Below are 19,596 nucleotides of genomic sequence, written 5' to 3'. Positions count from 1 at the left end.
AAACCCATTCAAGACTGAAAATCAAACTGGAGGATGATGGACATGGCTAAAAAGAATAAGAATCTATTATTGGCAGGTCTCGCGGCGGGTGCCTACGCGTACTTCAGCAAAAAGGAAAACCGTGACAAGGCGATGGTCGCCTTCAACAATCTGAAGACAAAGATGGATTCATTCATGGAGTCCCAAAAGGTGAACCGCAACTATGAGGAAACGAAAGCGGGCCTTTCCGATCCATATGACTTCCAGGACAATGACATGGTGGCCGAAGGGGCCCAGACAAGCGTCCACTACTACAACCAGGAAGTGGAGGACAAAAAGAACATGAAAAAGAATCCTGACGAAGACGGCCTGTACACCAAAAAGAAAACCGGCGAGCCCGCGGGCCAGCAAAAAGCGAGCCTCGGCAGCAATGATGAGGCGGCAGCCGAGCAGATGAATGAGGAAACGGATTCCGCCGCGACGGAAAACCGCATCGACACCGAAAAACCCTAAAATGGCTACTGCCTAATGCCCATCCGATAAATGGATGGGTATTTTTTTTGCATAAATGTGTGAAAAACAACCACGTTTGGGTATAGAATTAGTATTTAAGGAAACCGGAAGGACGTGTGTCATGGAAAAAGGGAAGGCTGTTTTTATCCTGAATCCCTCTTCGGGAAAGGAGATGGCGGAATCCTACAGGGCACAGGGTGTGCAAGTGCTGGAGGAAATGGGGTATTCCGTGGAAATCCGGGCCACGGAGAAGGAGGGCGATGCGACCGCCTTTGCCAGGGAAGCCGCCAGAAGCGGGCATGCCCTGGTCGTCGCAATGGGCGGCGACGGCACGGTAAACGAGGCGATCAATGGACTCGCGGGGGAATCTGACCGCCCGGATTTTGCCCTGATCCCGCTCGGCACGGTAAACGATTTTGCCAGGGCGCTTGCTATCCCCCTGGACCCTGAGGAAGCGATCCGCCGGCTCCCCGGGTTTGTTGCAAGGCCGACCGATATCGGCCAAGCCGGCAGCCGCTATTTCATGAACGTCCTTGCGGCAGGCAGCCTGGCTGAAGGCGTGATGGACGTGCCGGCCGGTGAGAAGACGCGCTTCGGCACGCTTGCCTACGCCGGGCATGGGCTGCAGACGCTGCTGACTGATGAAGGGAACCGATTCACCGTCACCCATGACAGCGGCAAGTGGACCGGACAGGCATCGCTGATCCTGGTTGCCCTGACGAATTCGGTGGGCGGTTTCGAGAAGATGAATCCCGATGCCAGGACGGATGACGGGATGCTCCACCTGACAGTGATCAAGCAGAGCAAGCTGCCCGGGCTTTTAAAAATGTCCGTGTCGCTCCTTCTTGGAAAGCTGCAGGAGGAGGGGGCGGTCGAGAAAATCCGGACGGCCCGCGTGCGCATCGAGACGGACGAGCCGCTTGCCTGCAATATAGATGGTGACGAAGGCGGAAAAACCCCGATCGGAATCAGAGTCCTGCCCCGTCATCTGAATATCTTGGCGCCGGAACCAACGGAAGGAGAATGATCATGAGGAATAGAGGTGCAACAGGATGAAGGACCCGGGTCTGCAATACATGGCCAACCTGTTTATGGACCGGGTCGAGGTATTGAAGGCGTATGAACGGAGCGAGGATTTCTATCATCTTGAGAAAGACTTGCTTGAAGCGGTGGCCGAAGGGGACCGTGCCAGGGCCAAGGATCGGCTGAACCGGATTATCATGATGGTCAAGGATATCGCCGGAGACCGTTGGGTGAAAGACGTAGCCAATTACTACATCATCTTCGCCGCGCTGACCGCCCGCTTCCTCATGGTTCCGAAATTCCCTCCCGAATGGGCCGTTGCGACGAACATCACCGCGATGCGCATCGTGGACCGCAAAGCGGGAAACATGGACATCACGGAGACGACCAACGACCTCATAGAGTTCTTTATCCACGTCCTTGAAGGCCGCGATAAGCCGGAACTCCCCCACCCGATTGTTAACGACATCATCCAATTCATCGATGCCTCGATCGAAGACCCGATCACTGTCGATCAACTGGCAAAGCGCGCCGGAATCAGTACCAGCCACCTCTCGCGGATTTTCCGGGAACATGCCGGGCTGACGCTGATCGACTACATCAATATGCGGAAAATCGAGGAATCCCAGTTTTTCCTCCGCAACACGGATATGAAAATATCGGAAGTTTCGGAACGCTTCAGTTTCTGCAACCAAAGCTACTTTACACGGACGTTCAAAAAGTATACAAATGTGACTCCGAAGCAGTTCAGGGAGCGTAACGACATCGATTACTTTACCTCGGTTGTGCCGGGAAGCGCCGAAGAGACCGGAACATAAATTGAAAAGCCTGCAACGGGTGGTGTATACTACACTATAGTCTAAAAAAGTTGTAGGTGAATCGATTGAATAAGCGAATTGGCCTCGTCCTGACGTTGGCAGCTGCAGCGTTGCTCCTTGGCGGATGCTCAAGCGTCGAGAACAAGGAAGGCACGTTTTATAACTTATTCGTCCGGCCGATGGACTGGTCCCTTGAGTCACTCGGGACCTTCTTTAACGGAAACTATGGATTGGCAATCATCGCCATCACGGTCATCATCCGTCTGATCCTCATGCCGCTCATGCTGAAGAACTACAAAACCCAGCAGGCGATGAAGGTGAAGATGGACGCGCTCCGCCCGGAGATGGAAGATATCCAGAAACGTCTGAAGGAAACGAAGGACAAGGACGAACAGATGAAGCTCCAGCAGGAAATGATGGGCCTCTACCAGAAACACGGCGTCAACCCGCTTAACATGGGATGCCTGCCCGTTCTTATCCAGATGCCGATCATCATGGGCCTTTACTTTGCCATCCTGTATTCCGGGGACGTCAAATCCCACCAGTTCCTCTGGTTCAATCTCGGCTCTCCGGATATGATCATGGCCCTGATTGCGGGGGTCGTCTACCTCCTGCAGGCACGCGTCTCACTCTGGACGATGCCTGAACAGCAGCAAAAGCAGATGAAGATGTTTGTCTACATGTCCCCGATCATGATTACGTTCATCTCCTTTACGGCGATGTCCGCGCTTCCGCTCTACTGGGCGGTCAGCGGTGCGATCCTTGTGATCCAGACATATATCGGACGGAAGTTCTATTACCAGCATCCGGAAAAGGCAGTGGAGCAATAAGCCGGCAAACCATCCGGCAATCCGAACATACGGCAGTGGCCAGGGAGTCTCACGCGAGGCCGGGGCACTGCCGTTTTTCACTTTAGATCAGAATGGGAAAAGGGGATGAAGGGGATGTCGAAGAATAAGCGGTGGATGTTCGGGATCGGGATCGCGGTGGTATTCATTCTGACCCTGGTCTTTATTATCCGCCAGGCGATGCATGCGGCTGGCCTGTCGATGGCGCTCCTGTTCGTCCTGACCAATACCGCGCGCGCCGCAGGATTCAGGGAGCGGGGCATGATGAAGGAAGCGAAATGGATGAACCTGCTGGCCGGGTTTTTCGGTATCCTGTTCATCGTCCTGGCAGTCATGCTCTTTATCTGATCGCCCCACACAAAAACGCGCCGGTCATTTTTGACCGAGCGCGTTTTCTGTCTTGCTTCCCCTTGCCGGGATGAGGCGCTCCCGTTCCGCGAGCAACACATCCAGCCTTTCCATCAATTGAAGAATATCCTGGATCGAGATCGGTTTCATAAAAATGCTCCTTTTCCCTCTTTTCCCAGACTATACGGGCGCCCGACTGGGCATTTGTCCGTAATCCGATAAAATAGGCCGTTAGTAGGAGAAGCGCTTTTTTGTCGAAAAGACGATCAGGGCGGCCGGGACCGTGCAAATGACCATGCTGAGGAACGACAGGCCTGGCTGTATCTCGTATAGAGCTCCGCCGAGCAGAGTAAGGAAGGCGGTGCTGAGGCTCATCGCAAATGCCGCATACAATGCCTGGGCAGGTGCAATCAGGCGGGTCGGCAACTTTTCGGAGATATAGCGGATAAAGGCGACATGCGCGATGCCGAACGAAGCCGCATGCAACGCCTGTGTAAGGGTAAACATCCATACGGTCGGCATCAGGAAAATCAGCACCCAGCGCAGGGTCGAGCCGGCCGCCGCCAGCAGGAACATCCGGGAAGCCGGCGTGTTGCCGAACAGCCGGTCTGCGGTGCCGAAAAACAGAATTTCAAAAAGGATGGCCACGTTCAGCACGAGGCCGATTGTGAAACTCGCGACGCCAAGATCTTCCAGGTACACAAAACCGTAGTTGTAATAGGAAGCGTGCGCGCCCTGCAGCAGTACCGAGACGGCCAGGACGGTCAGGAAACCGCGGTTGCGGACAAGTTCCCGGAATGCACCGGACCGTTTTTCCGGCGGCTTCCCGGGCTCTCCGCGACCGAGCGATGCAGGGACCGCCGTATATTGAGTCCCCAGCATGAGCAGGAGCCCCGCGAACATCGCCCAGAGAATCGCCTCATTGCCGAACAGGGCAGTGACCGCCCCGACAATCAGAACGGCAACCATATAGCCGGCGGAGCCGTAGGCGCGGCTTCGGCTGTAATTGATCCGGTCTTTCTGGATCAGGACGGAGGCACTTGTCTCCATTGCCGGCAACAGGTTCGGATAAACGATATTGAAGGCCGCGGTGACGATGAGGATTGCCGTATAGGAGCCTGCCGGCATGTAGAGCAGGGCAATGAGGAATGACAGCACGACGCCGGCTTTCATCACGCCGGCGATCGGGAAGCGCCTTGCCGCCGCAGGGAACAGGAACAGTGTCGAAAACGCCCTGATGAACATGCCTGTCCCCATGACGGTGCCCGCCTGGAAAACAGTGAGGCCTTTGGCGGAGACAAGCCAGCCCGTCCAATAGGGGAGGAAGATCCCCCAAGTAAAGAAGAACGCGAAGAAATTCAGGGAGAGCCAGCGAGATTTCAAAATGGATCCTCCGCACTTAATAGATTTGTCACAAATGCATCATAGCATAACAGAGACGGGCGCGGAACGGCACCTGATATGATACGATAGACCAATGGAAATTCCATGAAAGAAGGGTCACCAAGAATGGGCAGAATGGATGGACGGAAACAGAAAAGCGAGCGGAAAGGCGTATGGATCACTGTCATTGCGGCAGTCGTCCTGCTGGTCGGCGGAGCAGCGGTGTTCGCTGGCATGAACGGCTGGGATCCGGAAAGGATCAAAGGCGCCCTCAGCGGCGGGACACCGGGACAGGAACAGGAGACGGACCGGGCAGAGACCGACCGGGCAGAGACCGAAGAACCGGACAGCGGCGGGAGTGTGGCCGGGGATGGCGATGCGGAAGAAGGCCGGTTGCCTGCAAGCGGCGACACGACAAAGCAGCCGGAGGCGGATCCGCTTGAAGGCATCGGTACTTATGTCGATGGCCGCGAACTTCCGCCTGAACCGACCTATATTGATGGCATCCTTCTGGCGAACAAAAAGTACCCCCTTCCTTCGGGGTTCGCGCCAGGTGAAAGCCCCGAAGCGCGTGAGGCATTCGAGGAAATGGCCGCGGAGGCGCTGCTTGAAGGGTTCGATCTGGATGCGTTCAGCACGTTCAGGACGTTCGAGCGCCAACAGGAGCTGTATGACCGGTACGTCGAGCGTGACGGTGTCGAGGCAGCGGACCGCTACAGCGCGCGTCCCGGGTACTCGGAGCATCAGACCGGTTTCGCTTTTGACATCGGCGAGGCAACACAGCCTGAGCATTACGCCCGCGAATCGTTCGGCGACACGCCGGCGGGACAGTGGCTTTTCGCCAATGCCCATCGGTACGGCTTCATCCTGCGCTATCCGGAAGGAAAGGAAGACGTCACCGGCTACATGCATGAGTCGTGGCACTACCGTTATGTCGGCAAGAAAGTGGCCGGCCGGATTCATTCGCGCGGCATCACCCTGGAAGAATATCTGCTTGTGAAGGACGGGCGTACAGAGCCGCCGGAACCGGAGAAATAAGGCGAGACATCCAAAGTGATCTCGCCAGATGAAAGAATACATGACAAACAAAGCCCTCCCGCACGGAACACCCGTGCGGGAGGGCTTTTTGCCGTCCTTACAAGATCGGCGACAGGAGGCGGGAAACCGATTCCTTGAGCCGGATGTTGGTGGTCCGGTTCTCGTAGTCTTCAAGAGTCAATTCCGTGGAAAGCCGCATATCCTGTTCGAACAGTTCTGCGAGCTCATGGGATTTTTCACGGTCATAGAGGAATGCATTGATCTCGAAGTTCAGCTTAAAGCTTCGGACATCGATGTTGGCGGTCCCGACAGTTGCGACTTCATCGTCGACCACGATCATTTTTGCATGGATAAATCCATTTTCGTAAACATAGACCTTGGCACCCGCGCGAAGCAGGATGCCGACATGCGAGTAGGTCGCCCAGTAGACAAACATGTGGTCCGGCTTGTTCGGAATCATGATGCGGACATCGATGCCCGACAAACAGGCAATCCGCAGGGCATCAAGGAAACTGGCATCAGGGATGAAGTACGGCGTCTGGATGTAGATGTACTTTTTCGCCAGGTGGATCATCTTCAGGTAGCCGTCCTTGATCTGCTCCCATTGTTCATCGGGACCGCTCGATACGATCTGCAGGCCGACGGAACCCTTCCTGGGGATGGCCGGGAAGTAACGCTCATGGTATTCGATGTCATGGGAGGCGGAAGCCTGGTTCCAGTCCAAGGTGAACCGCGTCTGCAGCGGGTGGACGGCACTGCCCTCGATCCGGAGGTGGGTGTCGCGCCAATATCCGAACTTGCGGTTTAGCCCGAGATACTCATCCCCAACGTTGAATCCGCCCACATACCCGACGCGGCCGTCGATGATTGCAATCTTGCGGTGATTCCGGTAGTTCATCCGGGGATTGATGAGCGGGAGGATGGCAGGGAAGAACGCCTCCACTTCGCCGCCCGCCGCGGTCAGATCCCGGAAATGGCGTTTCCGGAGCCCGCGGGAGCCGATATCATCGTAAAGCACGCGCACGTTGACTCCGCTTTTCGCTTTCCGGATGAGCGTATCCAAGATGCGCCGGCCTAAATCATCGAGTCTGAAAATATAGTATTGGATATGGATATGATCTTTGGCGTGCTCAAGATCATCCAAAAGCGCCTCGAACTTTTTGCCGCCGTCATTGAAAATCTCCACATCGTTGTCCTGGGTCAGGAGGGCGTGGTTGTTCCTGAGATGAAGATACACCATGTCCCGGTAATGGGCGGTGTCGTCCAGCCTGAAGTCGAACGTTCCGTCCTCAATCGCCTCGATCTGGTAATTGACAAGCTGCTCAATCCCGATTTTGTTCCTGTCTTCCCAGCGGAACAGCTGCTTTTTCCGCAGCTGCCTGCCGAACATCAGATATATGAAGAATCCGAAAATAGGGATGAAGAACAGGACCAGCAACCAGGCCCAGGTCGAAGTCGGATCGCGCCTCTCAAGGAAAATCAGGGCAATCGCGAGGAAGATGTTCAGGATAAAGACCGCGACCGTTGTGTACGTGATGAACTGTACCATGAGAACCTCCAGTTGCGTATGATCTGTCTAAGGACAGTATAACGTTAGACCGCAGAAAACACGAATGGAGGGGAAGATGCCGATAAAACCTACTTGACTTATAGGAATAAACCGATTATCCTGATGCTTGTACTTTTGTAAAGTAAGAATCCTCATCGGGGGAACATCAAAATAATTGGGGGGAAGAATATGAATACCTGGCTGGTTGTCATCAACATCGCTGCCATGCTCGCTCTCGTCGGTGTCTTGTTTTATATGCAGCGCCGGCATGTCTCGTTCTCGAACCGGGTCTTTACAGGTCTCGGTCTCGGAATTCTTTTCGGCCTGGTCCTGCACCTCATTTACGGGACCGATTCCGAAGTGCTGGCCGATTCCGTGGATTGGTTCAACATTCTCGGCACGGGCTATGTCCGCTTTCTTCAGATGATCGTCATGCCGCTCGTCTTCATATCGATTCTTGCCGCGTTCACCAAAGTGACGACCGGCAAAAACTTTGGGAAGACGGCGGGTTTGGTGCTAGGCATGCTGGTCGGCACGACCGCACTTGCAGCGGCAATCGGCATCGGGTCGGCACTTGTCTTTAACCTGGATGCATCCGAACTTGTGCAGGGTACGGCAGAAATGGAGCGTGGTGCGGACCTCGAAGAGCGTTCTTCGGAAGTGGCCGGCAAGACCTTGCCGCAGCAGATCACCGAGCTGATTCCGGCCAACCCGTTTCTCGATCTGACGGGCGCCCGCCCGACATCAACGATCGGTGTCGTCATCTTTGCCGCGTTCCTGGGCGTCGCATATCTCGGCATCGGACGAAAAGAGCCGGAAAACGCCGCAATGGTGAAAAAGGGAATCGACGCCATCTATGCGCTTGTCATGCGCGTCGTCAAGCTGATCCTCCGCCTGACGCCGTACGGAATCCTGGCAATCATGGCCCGCACGGTCGCGACGTCCGATTTCGGGGCGATCGCCAATCTCGGCAAGTTCGTCATTGCGTCTTACGCGGCGCTGATCGCCATGTTCCTGGTTCATCTGATCATCATTGCCCTGAATGGACTCAACCCGGTGACGTACCTGAAGAAAACGTCCGAGACGCTTCTTTTCGCATTTACTTCCCGTTCCAGCGCGGGCACGCTGCCGCTCAACATCAAGACGCAGACGGACCGTCTCGGCCTTCCGGATGCGACTGCGAACTTCGCCGGATCGTTCGGCCTCTCAATCGGACAAAATGGCTGTGCGGGCATTTATCCGGCGATGCTTGCCGTCATGATTGCGCCATCCGTCGGCATCAACCCGCTTGATCCGGGCTTTATTGCGACGCTTATCGCTGTCGTCGCGATCAGTTCGTTCGGCGTGGCGGGCGTCGGCGGCGGTGCCACATTTGCCGCAATCCTCGTTTTGTCGGCGATGAACCTGCCGGTCGCACTCGCCGGAGTACTCATCTCGGTCGAGCCGCTCATCGACATGGGCCGGACCGCCCTTAACGTCAGCGGCTCGATGACCGCTGGCGTGACGGCGGCCACCGTAAACAAGGAAGTCAACCGCGATGTGTACAACGGTGACCTCAAAGCGCAGCCGATTGATGCTTAATATTGAAAAAAGATGCCGTCCCCATACAGGGCGGCATCTTTTTAATGGGGTGTAAGGCGTTCGTGTACCTGTTGCACCCGGTTTTTGTAGGGCGTCCGGGGAAGGGGGCCGATCCGTTCGGCAACGTCACGGATCAATTCCCGCGCCCTGCCGGTTTCACCGGTCTCCCAAAGGGATTCCGCTTTGTAGGCTTCTCCCTCCATGAAAATCGACAGGTCGATCGGATGGTGGATAAACTCGCGGGGGACAAGTGCCCGTTCAAGCGCCTCGAGCGCTTCCTTGTGGCGGCCGAGACCGGAGAGGGCCTTTCCGGTTTCCAGAGACATGTACGGGGAATGGAGGGGATCTGGCAAGGCAGTTTCCGGATCATCCGGCCAATCCTGTATCCGGCGGTATGCTTCCGCATAGTCATTGCGGAATGAATTCAGTTCATGGATATCAAGAAAGTCCAGGAAGCCGGCCGTCTCCTTGTCTTCCGCAAACTCCGCATACTGGCGGAGTTTAGTCCGGTAATGCCAGTACTCATTGTCCATACCGGCCATCAGTGCGTGGATCGAGGCCAGCCGGTACCAATCGCTCATATGGTAGTAAAGATCATGTTCCCGGGAAAAGGCGAGCGCGCGTTCCATGACAGCGATGGCCTCTTCCGTATTGCCTACCGCATAGAGAAGGGCAGCCTGCAAATAGTCAAAGTCAAGGCGGGTCATCGGTTCGATGAAAAGTCCTCTTTGGTCGAGGGCTTCCCGTTCCCGGTTCAGCGTCTCCAAGGCTTCTGTATACTCATGCTCCGCAAACAGGAGTTGTGCGCGGAACATGCCGATGGCAGCCCTGCGCGGGACAATATTCAGCGAGTCGTAAATGGCGGATGCCCGGTTGATCGGCTCCTCCCATCCATCCCCATCCAGATCGTGAAGAGACCGTCCATACATTTCGAGCAGCCTGCCCGATTCATAGCCTTCTCCCATTTCACTGAGGTGAGGGGCGATGAGCCGGACAAGTTTTTGCCTGGCTTCCCGGGCCCCTTCATCCATCGCCCTGACCGAAGCGTATCCTTCCGCTTCATCCAGCAGCTTCTTAAGTTTCTCCCTGCTGCTTTCCTCAAGCAGGTCCGAGGCCGGGACATTCAGTTGCGCGGCGATATGGGAAAGGCTCTCCATCGAGGGTTGCGCCTTATTATTTTCAATGAGGGAAAGCATTCCCTTTGATAATTGATCGCCGGCCAGTTCCTGGAGCGTCATATCCCGCTCTTTTCGCAGCCGGCGGATCCGTTCGCCCATTGTTTCCAAAGGGAGCACCTCCATATTTTTTGCATAGTTTAATTTTATTAAACAATTGCTTGCTTGTGAAGGAAAAGGCATGATATGATTTGTTTAATAAAATTAAACATCGGGGTGTATTGAAATGGAACAGGCGATGAAACGCCGCCGCGCCACTTATCATATTTGGACATTCACGGCGAGCAAGCTGATTTCCGCATTTGGTGCCCAGGTCTACACGTTTGCCGTCAGTTTCTACATCCTTCAGCTCACAGGGTCTGCGGCAAGTTTTGCGATGAACCTGATCTGCAGCATCCTTCCCAGGACGATTGCGGCACCGTTTGCAGGCTATGCCGCGGATCGCTGGCCGAAAAAAACGATTGTCCTCACCGCTCAGGGAGCAATCGTGCTCGCGGTCGGCGGGTTGCTTTCCATCAGCCTGATATACGGGCTCTCACTCCCTGCAATCTATGTCACAACAGCGCTCATCTCATTGGCCGCTTCGTTTTCGGGCGTTTCCTTTTCCGCGGCCATCACCGGCCTGGTCGATGAGGCGCGCATCCAGAAGGCGATGTCGCTGAATCAGATGTCGATCTCGATCGCCGCCATCGGTGCGCCCGCGGTCGGCGGCCTGCTCTACGGCACCGTTTCAATGAACCTGTTCCTGATCCTGTTCATGGCGGCAGAAACCGTCGCGCTCATCCTCGAAGCGACGATGAACTTCCGGCTCTTTAACCGCAAGGCGGACACGGGGGAAGCGACCGGGGAAGGGCCTGTAAAGGAGCCGCTCCTGCAGAGCATGAAGGCGGGCATCACTTACCTGAAAACACAGCCGATCATCCTGTCGATCATCTGGATTTCGCTGTTCATCAACTTCCTGTTCGGGGCCTTCCAGGTCGGCTACTCCTATATCCTGATCGAAAAGATGAAGGTGGCTTCCGAGCACTTCGGCATGACGGAAGGGGCGTTTGCGGTCGGAATGCTTCTCATGTCGATTGGTCTGAGTGTCAGGAAAGAAGTGAAGTATCCGCTGCTCGTCTCCAAGTGGGGCATCGTGACGATGGGGCTGATCATGGCATCCGTCGCACTTCCGGTCCTGGTGAGTCTCCCGTACAAGGGACTCGTCATCTTCTATGCATCGGTCATGTTCGCATTCGGGATGGTCATGATCCTCGTCAACACCCCGATCCAGGTCATGATGCAAAAAGGCGTGGACGACGATTACAAAGGCCGCGTGTTTGCCATTCTTGAGACGATGGCGATGGCCCTCATGCCGCTTGGCACGGTGCTTTACGGCTTTTTGTATGACCTGCTTCCTGCCGAATGGATCCTCATCGTATCGGCAGCCGTGCTGATCGCGGTTGTCCTGACGCTGGCCCGCCCGTCCGTGGTTCGGAAAGCGCATCCGGAACTTGCCGGCAGACATCCGAAAGGACCGGAGAACCCGGCACCTGCAGCAAAATAATACGGAACAAGGACCGGACGGGCGCACATCGCCCGTCCATTTCTGTTTAGCAGTATTTTCCTCTATAATGGTTGTAAGGTAATGATTGGGATGGAGGGTTAGCGATGGGCAGGATACAACTCAGTTTGATGGAGCGGGTGCTCGCTGACGGATTCGGTGAAATGCTGTTCATCATGAAAGTTGGACGGGACGGTGAATTCATCTATGAATGGATCAACCGGAAGGCCAGGGAAGAGCTGGGATTCGGTGATGAGCATATCGGAAAGACGATCAGGGAAGTGTTTAGTGGAAATGTCGGGGGGCAACTGGCAAAGCGTTACATAGAAGTCGTGCAAAGAGGGGAACAGGCGGTTTACGAGGATGAGTACACGGCGTCAGACGGGGAGGGGCGGTATTCGGAAGTCATGCTTACGCCTCTCTCCGAAAAAGGGGAAATCCGGTACGTGATCGCACTAGTCAAAGACATTACAGGGAGAAAGCAAAATGAATTGATGCTGGAAGAAAGCACTTCCCGCTTCCGCGCTCTTTTTGAAAATAACGGGGATGCAGTCCTGGAACTTGATCCGAGGGGGGAAATCACCGGGGCGAACCCCGCCGCCCTCCGGCTGTTTGGGGTATCCGGCGAAGCTCTATACGGCAGACCCTTTTCAAGCTTGGTTTCGGAACAGGCGCGAAGTCTGATGGGGGCTGCGTTCTCTCTGGCCGCGGCAGGAAATTTGCAGGATGTCCGCATCGACGTCCAGCCGGAGGATGGCCGGCCTGTCGGGTGTCTCTTGAAGTTCACGCCGGTCGCTCCTGCCGGCAAGCCGATCAGCTATTACGCGAACCTGAAGGATATGCGCGAACTCGACAAACTGGCCCATCTTTATCTGGAAAGCCAGAATCAGTTTGAAATCATCGCAGAAAACGTGAGTGATGTCATAGTCACAATCGACGGCAGCTGGCGGCTGTTATATGCCTCACCGTCCATAAAAGCCCAATACGGTTATGACCCGGCGGATGTTGTCGGGAAAGAGACCGGAGACCTCGTCCATCCTGATGACTTCCCGAACCTGATCAAAGGATATGAGGAGATTCTCGAAGGCCGTCACGTTTTTCAGATCCGCCTCCGGGTCCTCTGCCGAAATGGGAGCTGGATCTGGTCTGAGCTGAACGCGTCCGCCGTACGGGGAACGCACGGGGAATTCCAGCATATGGTGGTTGTCGTCAGAGACATCAGCCGGCAGAAGGCGGATGAAGAGCGCCTTGAGCGCTATGCCTATCATGACCCGCTGACCGGCCTGCCGAACCGCCGGCTGTTCCTGAATCGCCTGGAAGACCGGATCGCCGAGTATAAAAAGACCGGAAAGCGGTTCGCTGTCGCCCTGATGGACCTTGACCGTTTTAAAGTGGTCAACGACACATGGGGCCATAGCGTCGGTGATGAAGTCATCCGTGCGTTCAGCCACCGGATTGAAAGTGCGGCCGACCATGTGCTTGCTGCCCGCTTCGGAGGGGATGAATTTGTGATTCTCATCACGGACTGCATGACTTACGAGGAAGCCGAAACGCTTGCCGGGCGTGTTATCGGGGCGCTCAGAGAGCCTATCGTCGCCGGGGGACATGTGGTCCCCGTCAGCACGAGTATCGGCATCGCTTTTGCCGGCCCGCGCCGGCAATCCACGGATGCCCTGCTGAAACACGCTGACCGGGCGATGTATGATGCGAAGAAAAAAGGCCCGAACCGGTACCGCATTGTGGAGTGACGCAGCCCCAACAAGAGAAAAACCGCCCTTGGATCCCTGATCCGAAGGCGGTTTTTCCGATTTATGAGACAGCGGTTTCGCGAAGCGACTTTCCGGACTTCCTGTAGAGGAAAATCAATCCTACCGATAACAAGGCAAGCGCGGCGGAAATCCAGTACACACCGTCCGGCATCTGTGTGAACAGCCAGGTGAACAGCAATGGTCCGGCAATGCGCCCGACGTTATCCATCGAGTAACTCATGCCGGCGGCGGTGCCGTAGCGGCCACCCGACTCCTTTGTCGTCAGTGACACGAGGACCGTTCGCGCGAGCGCGTTTCCTGCCGTGAACACGCAGAGGGAAAGTCCCGCCCAGAACAGGCTGCCGGTAAATACCATGAGGGCAAGCCCGGCTGCCGTCACGACCTGGGCGATCAGGATGACTTTCGTTTCCATGCCGTTTTTTACCCGGCGGACGACTCCGCCCTGAATGGCCGCGTCGACCAGTCCGCTAAAGAGGAACAGGTAGCCGATCTGCTTCGGTGTGATTTCGATTTTGTGCATCTGGAACAGCTGGAATGTCGCCTCGATGCCCGCCAGAAGGAATGTCACCATAAATGACATGATGAACAGATACCGGATGCGGTACCTCCACAACTTGCCGGCACCTTCGGGAACAATCGAGCGCTTATTCGCTTCCCCTTTGCGCTCCGGCTCCTTCAGAATAATCATGGCGTAGACAAGCAGGAGAAGGACGAGCGTGCCCGACGCGGTGAAGGGCAGCGAAAGGCTGATATCGCCGAGGATGCCGCCGATCGCCGGGCCGAAAATGAAGCCGAGCCCGATCGACATCCCGAGAAGCCCCATGTACTTGTTCCGGTTTTCTTCATCGGTCAGGTCGGCGACAAAGCCCGTGACCGCCGTGTACAGCGCCCCTGAAAACAGCCCGCCGACCGCCCGCGATACATACATCATCGCAAGAGAATGGGTGAACGCCGCGAACAGGAAAAAGCTCAGGCTGAATCCGGCCAGTCCGATCGCGATCAGCTTCTTCCGTCCTGTCCTGTCGGAATACGCCCCCCAGAGTGGTGCGGTAAAGAAGGACGCCAGCGCATAGACAGTCAGCAGCCCGCCGACATGCATCTCAGCGAAGCCCTGCGCCACCACGACCTCGGGCAACACAGGGATGATGATCCCGAACCCCAGATAGACGAGAAACTGGACCGACATCAGAAGAAGAATTGACTTTTTCATAAGAAAGACCTGCCTTCAGGAAAACATATAATGCCTTCATTCTACTCCGGAGAGAGGGGAAGTGACAAATGAAGAAGGTCTTCGCGACAGTGACGGCGTTGACAAATGAAGCCGCCCTCCAACCAGGAGAGCGGCTTCACACGTTCATCAGTCCCTTAATTTCACGCGCTGCAGCCTGAGGGCGTTCAGGACGACCGATACCGAACTGAATGCCATCGCGGCGCCGGCAACCCATGGGGCGAGAAATCCGGCGGCGGCGATCGGGATGCCGACTGAATTGTAGGCAAGTGCCCAGAACAGGTTCTGTTTGATGTTGCGTACGGTCAGTTTGCTCATACGGAGCGTGTCGGAGACCCGTTTCAGATCGCCGTGCATGAGGGTGACGTCCGCGGCTTCCATCGCCACAGCGGTGCCGGTGCCCATGGCCATGCCGATATCGGCGGTGGCCAGTGCCGGCGCGTCGTTGATGCCATCGCCGACCATGGCGACTTTCCGGCCTTTTTCCTGCAGGTCTTTGACGACGGCCGCTTTTTTCTCTGGAAGGACACCGGCGATGACATGGTCGATGCCGGCGGTGCGGGCGATCGCTTCAGCGGTGCGCGGCTGGTCTCCGGTCAGCATGATAACATCGATGCCGGATTCTTTCAGTTCGCGTACGGCTTCCGCGGAAGTGTCCTTCAGCGTGTCGGCGACCGCAATGACAGCGGCATGCTGTCCGTCCGCTGCCATGAACATCACGGTTTTTCCTTCGTCTTCAAGCGCGCCGATGTCGGCAATCGAAGGGTCGATCGGAATGCCGCGATCTTCCAGCAGTTTCCGGTTTCCGAGAAGGAGGTCGCTGTCACCGACCCGGACTTCGATTCCGTGTCCCGGAATCGAGGAGAAGCCGGTCGCCCGGGGCAGGGCGGACGCCCGCTCTTCGCCGAATGCCGTGATGGCGGCTGCGACCGGGTGCTCCGATTCCTTCTCGGCAGCCGCTGCCGCCCTGATCAGGTCATCACGGTCCAGAACGGCCGAAGTAAGAAAGTCTGTCACTTCCGGTTTGCCTTTTGTCACGGTGCCTGTTTTGTCGAGGACAACGGTGTCGATCTGCTTGGTCCCTTCGATGGCTTCCGCCGTCTTGAACAAGATGCCTTGCTCGGCGGAGCGTCCGGAGCCGGCCATGATTGAGGTCGGTGTCGCAAGGCCCAGTGCACAAGGGCAGGCGATGACGAGGACGGCGATCATGCTTTCCAGCGATTGGGCAAAGTTGCCCGGATCCACGATCAAGTACCAGACGAGGAATGTGAGGACCGCGATGCCGACGACGACCGGAACGAAAATGCCTGAGATCCGATCGGCAAGCCGTTGGATGGGTGCTTTCGACCCTTGTGCCTCTTCCACAGTGCGGATGATGGAAGCGAGCACTGTATCTTTGCCGACGCTGATGGCTTTTGCGCGGAGAGAGCCGTTCCCGTTCACCGTGGCGGCGAATAGCGTATCCCCCTCTGACTTGTCGACAGGAAGGCTCTCTCCCGTCAGCATCGATTCATCTAAAGCGGAATTGCCCGACAAAACCAGAGCATCGACCGGGATGGAATCTCCGGGCCGGATGACGAGAATATCTCCTTCCGCGACTTCCGCCACCGGAACTTCTTCCATCCGGCCGTCCCGCTCAACCGTCGCGGTCTGCGGCTGCAGGCCCATCAGCTTTTGGATGGCCTCCGAAGATCGGCCCTTTGCCCTTGCCTCGAACACTTTTCCGAGAAGGATCAATGTGATCAGGACAGCGCTTGTTTCAAAATACAACCCGGGGATGTGCCCGCTTCCTGCATGGGCAAGAACGAGGTACACGCTGTAGAAGTAGGCCGCCGAGGTGCCGAGCGCAACAAGGACGTCCATGTTCGCGCTGCCGCTCCGGAGCGAGTGGTATGCGCCTTTATAAAACGTCCATCCGATCCAGAACTGGACCGGTGTCGCAAGCGCCCACTGCACATACGGATTCATCAGGATTTCCGGCACGTACATCCACTCGGTGAACGAGAAGTGGGCGACCATCGTCCAGAGCAGCGGGAGGGAGAGGACCGCCGAGATGATGAACAATCTGGTCTTTTTGCGGATTTCCTCTTTCCGGTGGTCGGGAGCGCCATCGTCCTCCTGCTTGAGCCGGGCGTCGTAGCCGATTTTCCGGATCCGTTCAATGATCGCTTCCGGATCCAATTGAGCCGGGTCGTAGGTGACATGGCCGGTCTCGAGTGCCAGGTTGACGTTTGCCTGGGAGACGCCCGGCATCTTCCCGACCACTTTCTCGATCCGGGCCGAGCAGGCGGCGCACGTCATGCCCATGATCTCCAGCTCGGCGTCCTGTTTGGCCACATCGTAGCCGAGGTTGCGGATTTTCTCTTCGATGGAAGGAATGTCCGTTTTGGTGCTGTCGAATTCGACGGTTGCCTTCTCGGTTGCAAAGTTGACCGTCGCGGACTCTACACCTTCCATCCGGCCCAGGCCTTTCTCGACCCGATTCGCGCAGGCGGCGCATGTCATGCCGGTGATGGCAAGTTCACGCTTATCATTGCTCATGGCCATTCATCCTTTCATAGGGGAGGGGGGTATATAGAAATTCCGGGAAAAGCTGCGGTTTCCCGCAGCCGATGATCACTTTACATCGTAGCCCTGTTCCTCGATCGCATCCTTGATCTGCTGGTCGTTTACGAGGTCTTCGTTGTAGGCCACTTCAACAGTGCCTGCCTCAAGATTGACTTTGACGGTATCGGCTCCATTCAAGCCGCGGACCGCATTTTCAACAGCATTTACACAATGGTTGCAACTCATGCCTTCCACTTGAAGTACGAGATTGGTTGCCATTCTGAATCTCCTCCTTATTTTCTCATCAGTTTTTGGATGGTGACGGTCAGTTCATCCAGGACTTCATCGTCCCCTTCGAGAAGCCGGTCACGGACACATCCTTTCAGGTGCCCGTCAAGCAGGATCCGCGCCACGCTGTTGAGGGCGGACTGCGTCGCAGCCAGTTGGGTGATGACATCGTCACAGTAAACATCCCGCTCGATCATGCCCCGGATGCCGCGCACTTGGCCCTCGATCCGGTTCAGCCGGGTGGCCAGGTTCTTCTTCACCTCGGGCGTCTGGTGGCTTTTCCGGCAGGACGCTTCATGGACCGGACTTTCCATTGGCTCCGTCGTCAATGGGCACCGCCTCCTTTGTTGATTTCATTATACCACCAAGGGGTATGCAATCAAACTTTTTCCACTCGGTTTTTTCGGAATCAATCATTTACGGAAAGGCAACAATTGTAACAGTATTGAAAGATTTGCCGCACAGTGCCGGTGGTATAGTAAGGATGTGTATATAGAACGTTCGGTATCATCCATGTTTCCTGCAACTTTGCTCCCGGTTGCCGCGTCATACTGAAGGAAGGAAGAGGTGGAACGGATGGCCCAGAAAAAGGACGTCAAGACGATCGCAGAGCGGATTACAGCATTAGGCATTCCGGTGACGCTGACCAAGTCGCGACTCGATTTGCTGAAAGCCCTTGCGCCGCCCTCTGGCTCCCAGGCACCCACGACCTAAGCTTCAAAAAAGCTCCCGCCTCGATTTTAGCGAGGCGGGAGCTTTTGTTTGGGCCCTTAATCTTCCGGATCCGCCGAGAACATATAGGTCCGGTGGTGGAAGTTCATGCTGAACACGAGCCCGAGGGCGAGCATGTTGCCCATGATGGAACTCCCGCCGTAGCTGATGAGCGGAAGCGGGATTCCCGTGATCGGCAGGAGCTGGATGGTCATGCCGATGTTCTGGAACACGTGGAACGTGATCATGGCGATAATCCCGGTACATACATACGTCGAGAACGGATCCTTCAGTTGGAGCGTTGTCCGGGTCAGGTGATAGATCAGGACGAAGTACAGGCTGATGACCAGGCTTGCTCCGATGAATCCCCAATCCTCTCCGATCACCGAGAAGATAAAGTCGGTGTGGGCCTCCGGCACGTAAACTTCACGGCCCTGGAACCCCTTGCCGCTGATCATGCCGGAACCGATCGCATTCAGTGACGTGATCAGGTGGCGGCCCTCATCGCTTGAATACGTGTACGGATCCAGCCAGGAATAGATTCTTGCAAACTGGTACGCACTGAAGCCGAACGTCTTCACCAGGAAGTCCTGCATGTAGACGGCCATCCAGATCAGAAGCGTTCCCAAAGCGGCCGTTCCCGCATAAAGCGGTACGATGATTTTCCAGGTGATGCCGGAAACGAGAACGAGTGCTGCCGTGATGGCGATAAAGACGAGCGCCGTCCCGAGGTCCGGCTGCTTCAGGATAAAGAACAGCGGAACAATGAGGACAGCCGCGATCTTGCCCAACAGCATCAGATCGGTCTGGGTCGTGCGGTTCAGGTGTTTTTCATTGTGCATGGTGATGAGGCGTGCCGCCCCGATGATGTAGAAGGTCTTCATGAATTCGGCGGGCTGGATGCTGCCGAGCCCCGGCAGGTGGAACCAGCTTTTCGCATTGTTTCGCCGGGCGACAAGTTCCATTCCTTCGGGAAGGATAAAGAGGAGGAACAAGAGAAATACCCCGCCTCCGTAAATGATCCAGGCGGCTTTCTTGTACTGCTCCGGATCAAAATACATCATCACGGCGATGATGGCGGCCCCGACGACATACCACTGGATCTGGGAAGGGACAAAATTCGTATTATATTGGCCGGTCGTCTGCGCGGATGCGATGGCGACGGTGCTGACGATAAGGAACAAAAGCAAGATAAACGCCAGCGTCCAGTCAAAGCGGTCGGACGCCCGATTATTCAGTTTCATGATTGATCACC

General features: G+C 56.0%; 19 protein-coding genes. 10 read left to right on the top strand and 9 right to left on the bottom strand.

Annotated features, from left to right (window positions below):
• Nucleotides 1-42 precede the first annotated feature (42 nt).
• The 5 genes from BLT01_RS11705 (at nucleotide 43) to BLT01_RS11685 (ending at nucleotide 3,529) form a co-directional block, all read left to right on the top strand.
• A complete protein-coding gene (locus BLT01_RS11705) occupies nucleotides 43-492 on the top strand; it encodes a hypothetical protein (protein ID WP_092097952.1) in 450 nt (149 codons plus the stop codon).
• A gap of 121 nt (nucleotides 493-613) precedes the next feature.
• On the top strand, nucleotides 614-1,519 hold the full coding sequence (locus BLT01_RS11700) for a diacylglycerol/lipid kinase family protein (RefSeq protein WP_092097950.1): 906 nt from the start codon (nucleotides 614-616) through the stop codon (nucleotides 1,517-1,519).
• Between the two features lie 25 nt (nucleotides 1,520-1,544).
• On the top strand, nucleotides 1,545-2,333 hold the full coding sequence (locus tag BLT01_RS11695; RefSeq protein WP_092097948.1) for an AraC family transcriptional regulator: 789 nt from the start codon (nucleotides 1,545-1,547) through the stop codon (nucleotides 2,331-2,333).
• A 65-nt stretch (nucleotides 2,334-2,398) separates the two neighbouring features.
• A complete protein-coding gene (gene yidC, locus BLT01_RS11690) occupies nucleotides 2,399-3,163 on the top strand; it encodes a membrane protein insertase YidC (protein WP_092097946.1) in 765 nt (254 codons plus the stop codon).
• 114 nt (nucleotides 3,164-3,277) lie between these two features.
• Nucleotides 3,278-3,529 (top strand): hypothetical protein, encoded by a 252-nt coding sequence (locus BLT01_RS11685; protein ID WP_092097944.1) that lies wholly within the window; start codon nucleotides 3,278-3,280, stop codon nucleotides 3,527-3,529.
• A gap of 24 nt (nucleotides 3,530-3,553) precedes the next feature.
• On the opposite strand, the gene BLT01_RS15515 is transcribed toward BLT01_RS11685, so the two are convergent.
• Together BLT01_RS15515 and BLT01_RS11680 are read right to left on the bottom strand one after the other, a co-directional pair.
• Nucleotides 3,554-3,679: a hypothetical protein gene (locus BLT01_RS15515; RefSeq protein ID WP_260470044.1), complete on the bottom strand. Its 126-nt coding sequence runs from the start codon at nucleotides 3,677-3,679 to the stop codon at nucleotides 3,554-3,556.
• 81 nt (nucleotides 3,680-3,760) lie between these two features.
• Entirely contained in the window at nucleotides 3,761-4,912 is a 1,152-nt protein-coding gene (locus BLT01_RS11680) for an MFS transporter (protein ID WP_176765136.1), read from the bottom strand.
• 126 nt (nucleotides 4,913-5,038) lie between these two features.
• Here BLT01_RS11680 and BLT01_RS11675 point away from each other — a divergent pair, with 126 nt between their 5' ends.
• Nucleotides 5,039-5,950: a M15 family metallopeptidase gene (locus BLT01_RS11675; RefSeq protein WP_245696926.1), complete on the top strand. Its 912-nt coding sequence runs from the start codon at nucleotides 5,039-5,041 to the stop codon at nucleotides 5,948-5,950.
• Nucleotides 5,951-6,047: 97 nt separating this feature from the next.
• On the opposite strand, the gene cls is transcribed toward BLT01_RS11675, so the two are convergent.
• Complete coding sequence (gene cls / locus BLT01_RS11670) at nucleotides 6,048-7,499, bottom strand: cardiolipin synthase (protein ID WP_092097940.1); 1,452 nt, start codon at nucleotides 7,497-7,499, stop codon at nucleotides 6,048-6,050.
• Between the two features lie 189 nt (nucleotides 7,500-7,688).
• On the opposite strand from cls, the gene BLT01_RS11665 reads away from it, so the two are divergent.
• Nucleotides 7,689-9,080, top strand: a complete 1,392-nt coding sequence (locus BLT01_RS11665) for an L-cystine transporter (protein WP_092097938.1) — start codon at nucleotides 7,689-7,691, stop codon at nucleotides 9,078-9,080.
• A 41-nt stretch (nucleotides 9,081-9,121) separates the two neighbouring features.
• On the opposite strand, the gene BLT01_RS11660 is transcribed toward BLT01_RS11665, so the two are convergent.
• Nucleotides 9,122-10,357, bottom strand: a complete 1,236-nt coding sequence (locus BLT01_RS11660) for a helix-turn-helix domain-containing protein (RefSeq protein WP_245696928.1) — start codon at nucleotides 10,355-10,357, stop codon at nucleotides 9,122-9,124.
• A 124-nt stretch (nucleotides 10,358-10,481) separates the two neighbouring features.
• Here BLT01_RS11660 and BLT01_RS11655 point away from each other — a divergent pair, with 124 nt between their 5' ends.
• Together BLT01_RS11655 and BLT01_RS11650 are read left to right on the top strand one after the other, a co-directional pair.
• The gene (locus BLT01_RS11655; protein WP_092097934.1) at nucleotides 10,482-11,801 is read left to right on the top strand and encodes an MFS transporter; all 1,320 of its coding nucleotides are present in this window, start codon (nucleotides 10,482-10,484) and stop codon (nucleotides 11,799-11,801) included.
• Between the two features lie 104 nt (nucleotides 11,802-11,905).
• Nucleotides 11,906-13,546, top strand: coding sequence for a PAS domain S-box protein (locus BLT01_RS11650; protein ID WP_092097932.1), 1,641 nt, complete (start codon nucleotides 11,906-11,908; stop codon nucleotides 13,544-13,546).
• A gap of 61 nt (nucleotides 13,547-13,607) precedes the next feature.
• Here the strand turns inward: BLT01_RS11650 and BLT01_RS11645 are convergent, their stop codons facing one another.
• The 4 genes from BLT01_RS11645 to BLT01_RS11630 all read right to left on the bottom strand — a co-directional run bounded on the left by BLT01_RS11645 (nucleotide 13,608) and on the right by BLT01_RS11630 (nucleotide 17,944).
• Entirely contained in the window at nucleotides 13,608-14,777 is a 1,170-nt protein-coding gene (locus tag BLT01_RS11645) for an MFS transporter (RefSeq protein WP_092097930.1), read from the bottom strand.
• Between the two features lie 147 nt (nucleotides 14,778-14,924).
• Entirely contained in the window at nucleotides 14,925-17,336 is a 2,412-nt protein-coding gene (locus tag BLT01_RS11640; RefSeq protein WP_092097928.1) for a heavy metal translocating P-type ATPase, read from the bottom strand.
• Nucleotides 17,337-17,411: 75 nt separating this feature from the next.
• The gene (copZ, locus tag BLT01_RS11635; RefSeq protein WP_092097926.1) at nucleotides 17,412-17,621 is read right to left on the bottom strand and encodes a copper chaperone CopZ; all 210 of its coding nucleotides are present in this window, start codon (nucleotides 17,619-17,621) and stop codon (nucleotides 17,412-17,414) included.
• Between the two features lie 14 nt (nucleotides 17,622-17,635).
• Complete coding sequence (locus tag BLT01_RS11630; protein WP_092097985.1) at nucleotides 17,636-17,944, bottom strand: metal-sensitive transcriptional regulator; 309 nt, start codon at nucleotides 17,942-17,944, stop codon at nucleotides 17,636-17,638.
• A gap of 262 nt (nucleotides 17,945-18,206) precedes the next feature.
• Here BLT01_RS11630 and BLT01_RS15240 point away from each other — a divergent pair, with 262 nt between their 5' ends.
• Complete coding sequence (locus tag BLT01_RS15240) at nucleotides 18,207-18,344, top strand: Lmo0850 family protein (RefSeq protein ID WP_008301280.1); 138 nt, start codon at nucleotides 18,207-18,209, stop codon at nucleotides 18,342-18,344.
• Between the two features lie 56 nt (nucleotides 18,345-18,400).
• On the opposite strand, the gene BLT01_RS11625 is transcribed toward BLT01_RS15240, so the two are convergent.
• Nucleotides 18,401-19,585 (bottom strand): FtsW/RodA/SpoVE family cell cycle protein, encoded by a 1,185-nt coding sequence (locus tag BLT01_RS11625; protein ID WP_092097924.1) that lies wholly within the window; start codon nucleotides 19,583-19,585, stop codon nucleotides 18,401-18,403.
• Between the last annotated feature and the right edge of the window lie 11 nt (nucleotides 19,586-19,596).

Source organism: Bhargavaea beijingensis (assembly GCF_900101985.1).
In the GTDB taxonomy this organism is placed as follows: Bacteria; Bacillota; Bacilli; order Bacillales_A; family Planococcaceae; genus Bhargavaea; species Bhargavaea beijingensis.
Note: the sequence above shows the minus strand (reverse complement) of the source record. Positions and strands in the feature narration are given on the sequence as shown.

Excerpts from the sequence above, each read along its gene's own strand:
- BLT01_RS11665 (WP_092097938.1), top strand. The coding sequence starts at position 7,689 with ATGAATACCTGGCTGGTTGTCATCAACATCGCTGCCATGCTCGCTCTC.
- BLT01_RS15515 (WP_260470044.1), bottom strand. The coding sequence starts at position 3,679 with ATGAAACCGATCTCGATCCAGGATATTCTTCAATTGATGGAAAGGCTG.
- BLT01_RS11640 (WP_092097928.1), bottom strand. The coding sequence starts at position 17,336 with ATGAGCAATGATAAGCGTGAACTTGCCATCACCGGCATGACATGCGCC.
- BLT01_RS11650 (WP_092097932.1), top strand. The coding sequence starts at position 11,906 with ATGGGCAGGATACAACTCAGTTTGATGGAGCGGGTGCTCGCTGACGGA.
- BLT01_RS11645 (WP_092097930.1), bottom strand. The coding sequence starts at position 14,777 with ATGAAAAAGTCAATTCTTCTTCTGATGTCGGTCCAGTTTCTCGTCTAT.
- BLT01_RS11700 (WP_092097950.1), top strand. The coding sequence starts at position 614 with ATGGAAAAAGGGAAGGCTGTTTTTATCCTGAATCCCTCTTCGGGAAAG.
- BLT01_RS11625 (WP_092097924.1), bottom strand. The coding sequence starts at position 19,585 with ATGAAACTGAATAATCGGGCGTCCGACCGCTTTGACTGGACGCTGGCG.
- BLT01_RS11630 (WP_092097985.1), bottom strand. The coding sequence starts at position 17,944 with ATGGAAAGTCCGGTCCATGAAGCGTCCTGCCGGAAAAGCCACCAGACG.
- BLT01_RS15240 (WP_008301280.1), top strand. The coding sequence starts at position 18,207 with ATGGCCCAGAAAAAGGACGTCAAGACGATCGCAGAGCGGATTACAGCA.
- cls (WP_092097940.1), bottom strand. The coding sequence starts at position 7,499 with ATGGTACAGTTCATCACGTACACAACGGTCGCGGTCTTTATCCTGAAC.
- BLT01_RS11660 (WP_245696928.1), bottom strand. The coding sequence starts at position 10,357 with ATGGGCGAACGGATCCGCCGGCTGCGAAAAGAGCGGGATATGACGCTC.
- BLT01_RS11685 (WP_092097944.1), top strand. The coding sequence starts at position 3,278 with ATGTCGAAGAATAAGCGGTGGATGTTCGGGATCGGGATCGCGGTGGTA.
- BLT01_RS11675 (WP_245696926.1), top strand. The coding sequence starts at position 5,039 with ATGGGCAGAATGGATGGACGGAAACAGAAAAGCGAGCGGAAAGGCGTA.
- copZ (WP_092097926.1), bottom strand. The coding sequence starts at position 17,621 with ATGGCAACCAATCTCGTACTTCAAGTGGAAGGCATGAGTTGCAACCAT.
- BLT01_RS11705 (WP_092097952.1), top strand. The coding sequence starts at position 43 with ATGGCTAAAAAGAATAAGAATCTATTATTGGCAGGTCTCGCGGCGGGT.
- BLT01_RS11695 (WP_092097948.1), top strand. The coding sequence starts at position 1,545 with ATGAAGGACCCGGGTCTGCAATACATGGCCAACCTGTTTATGGACCGG.
- BLT01_RS11655 (WP_092097934.1), top strand. The coding sequence starts at position 10,482 with ATGGAACAGGCGATGAAACGCCGCCGCGCCACTTATCATATTTGGACA.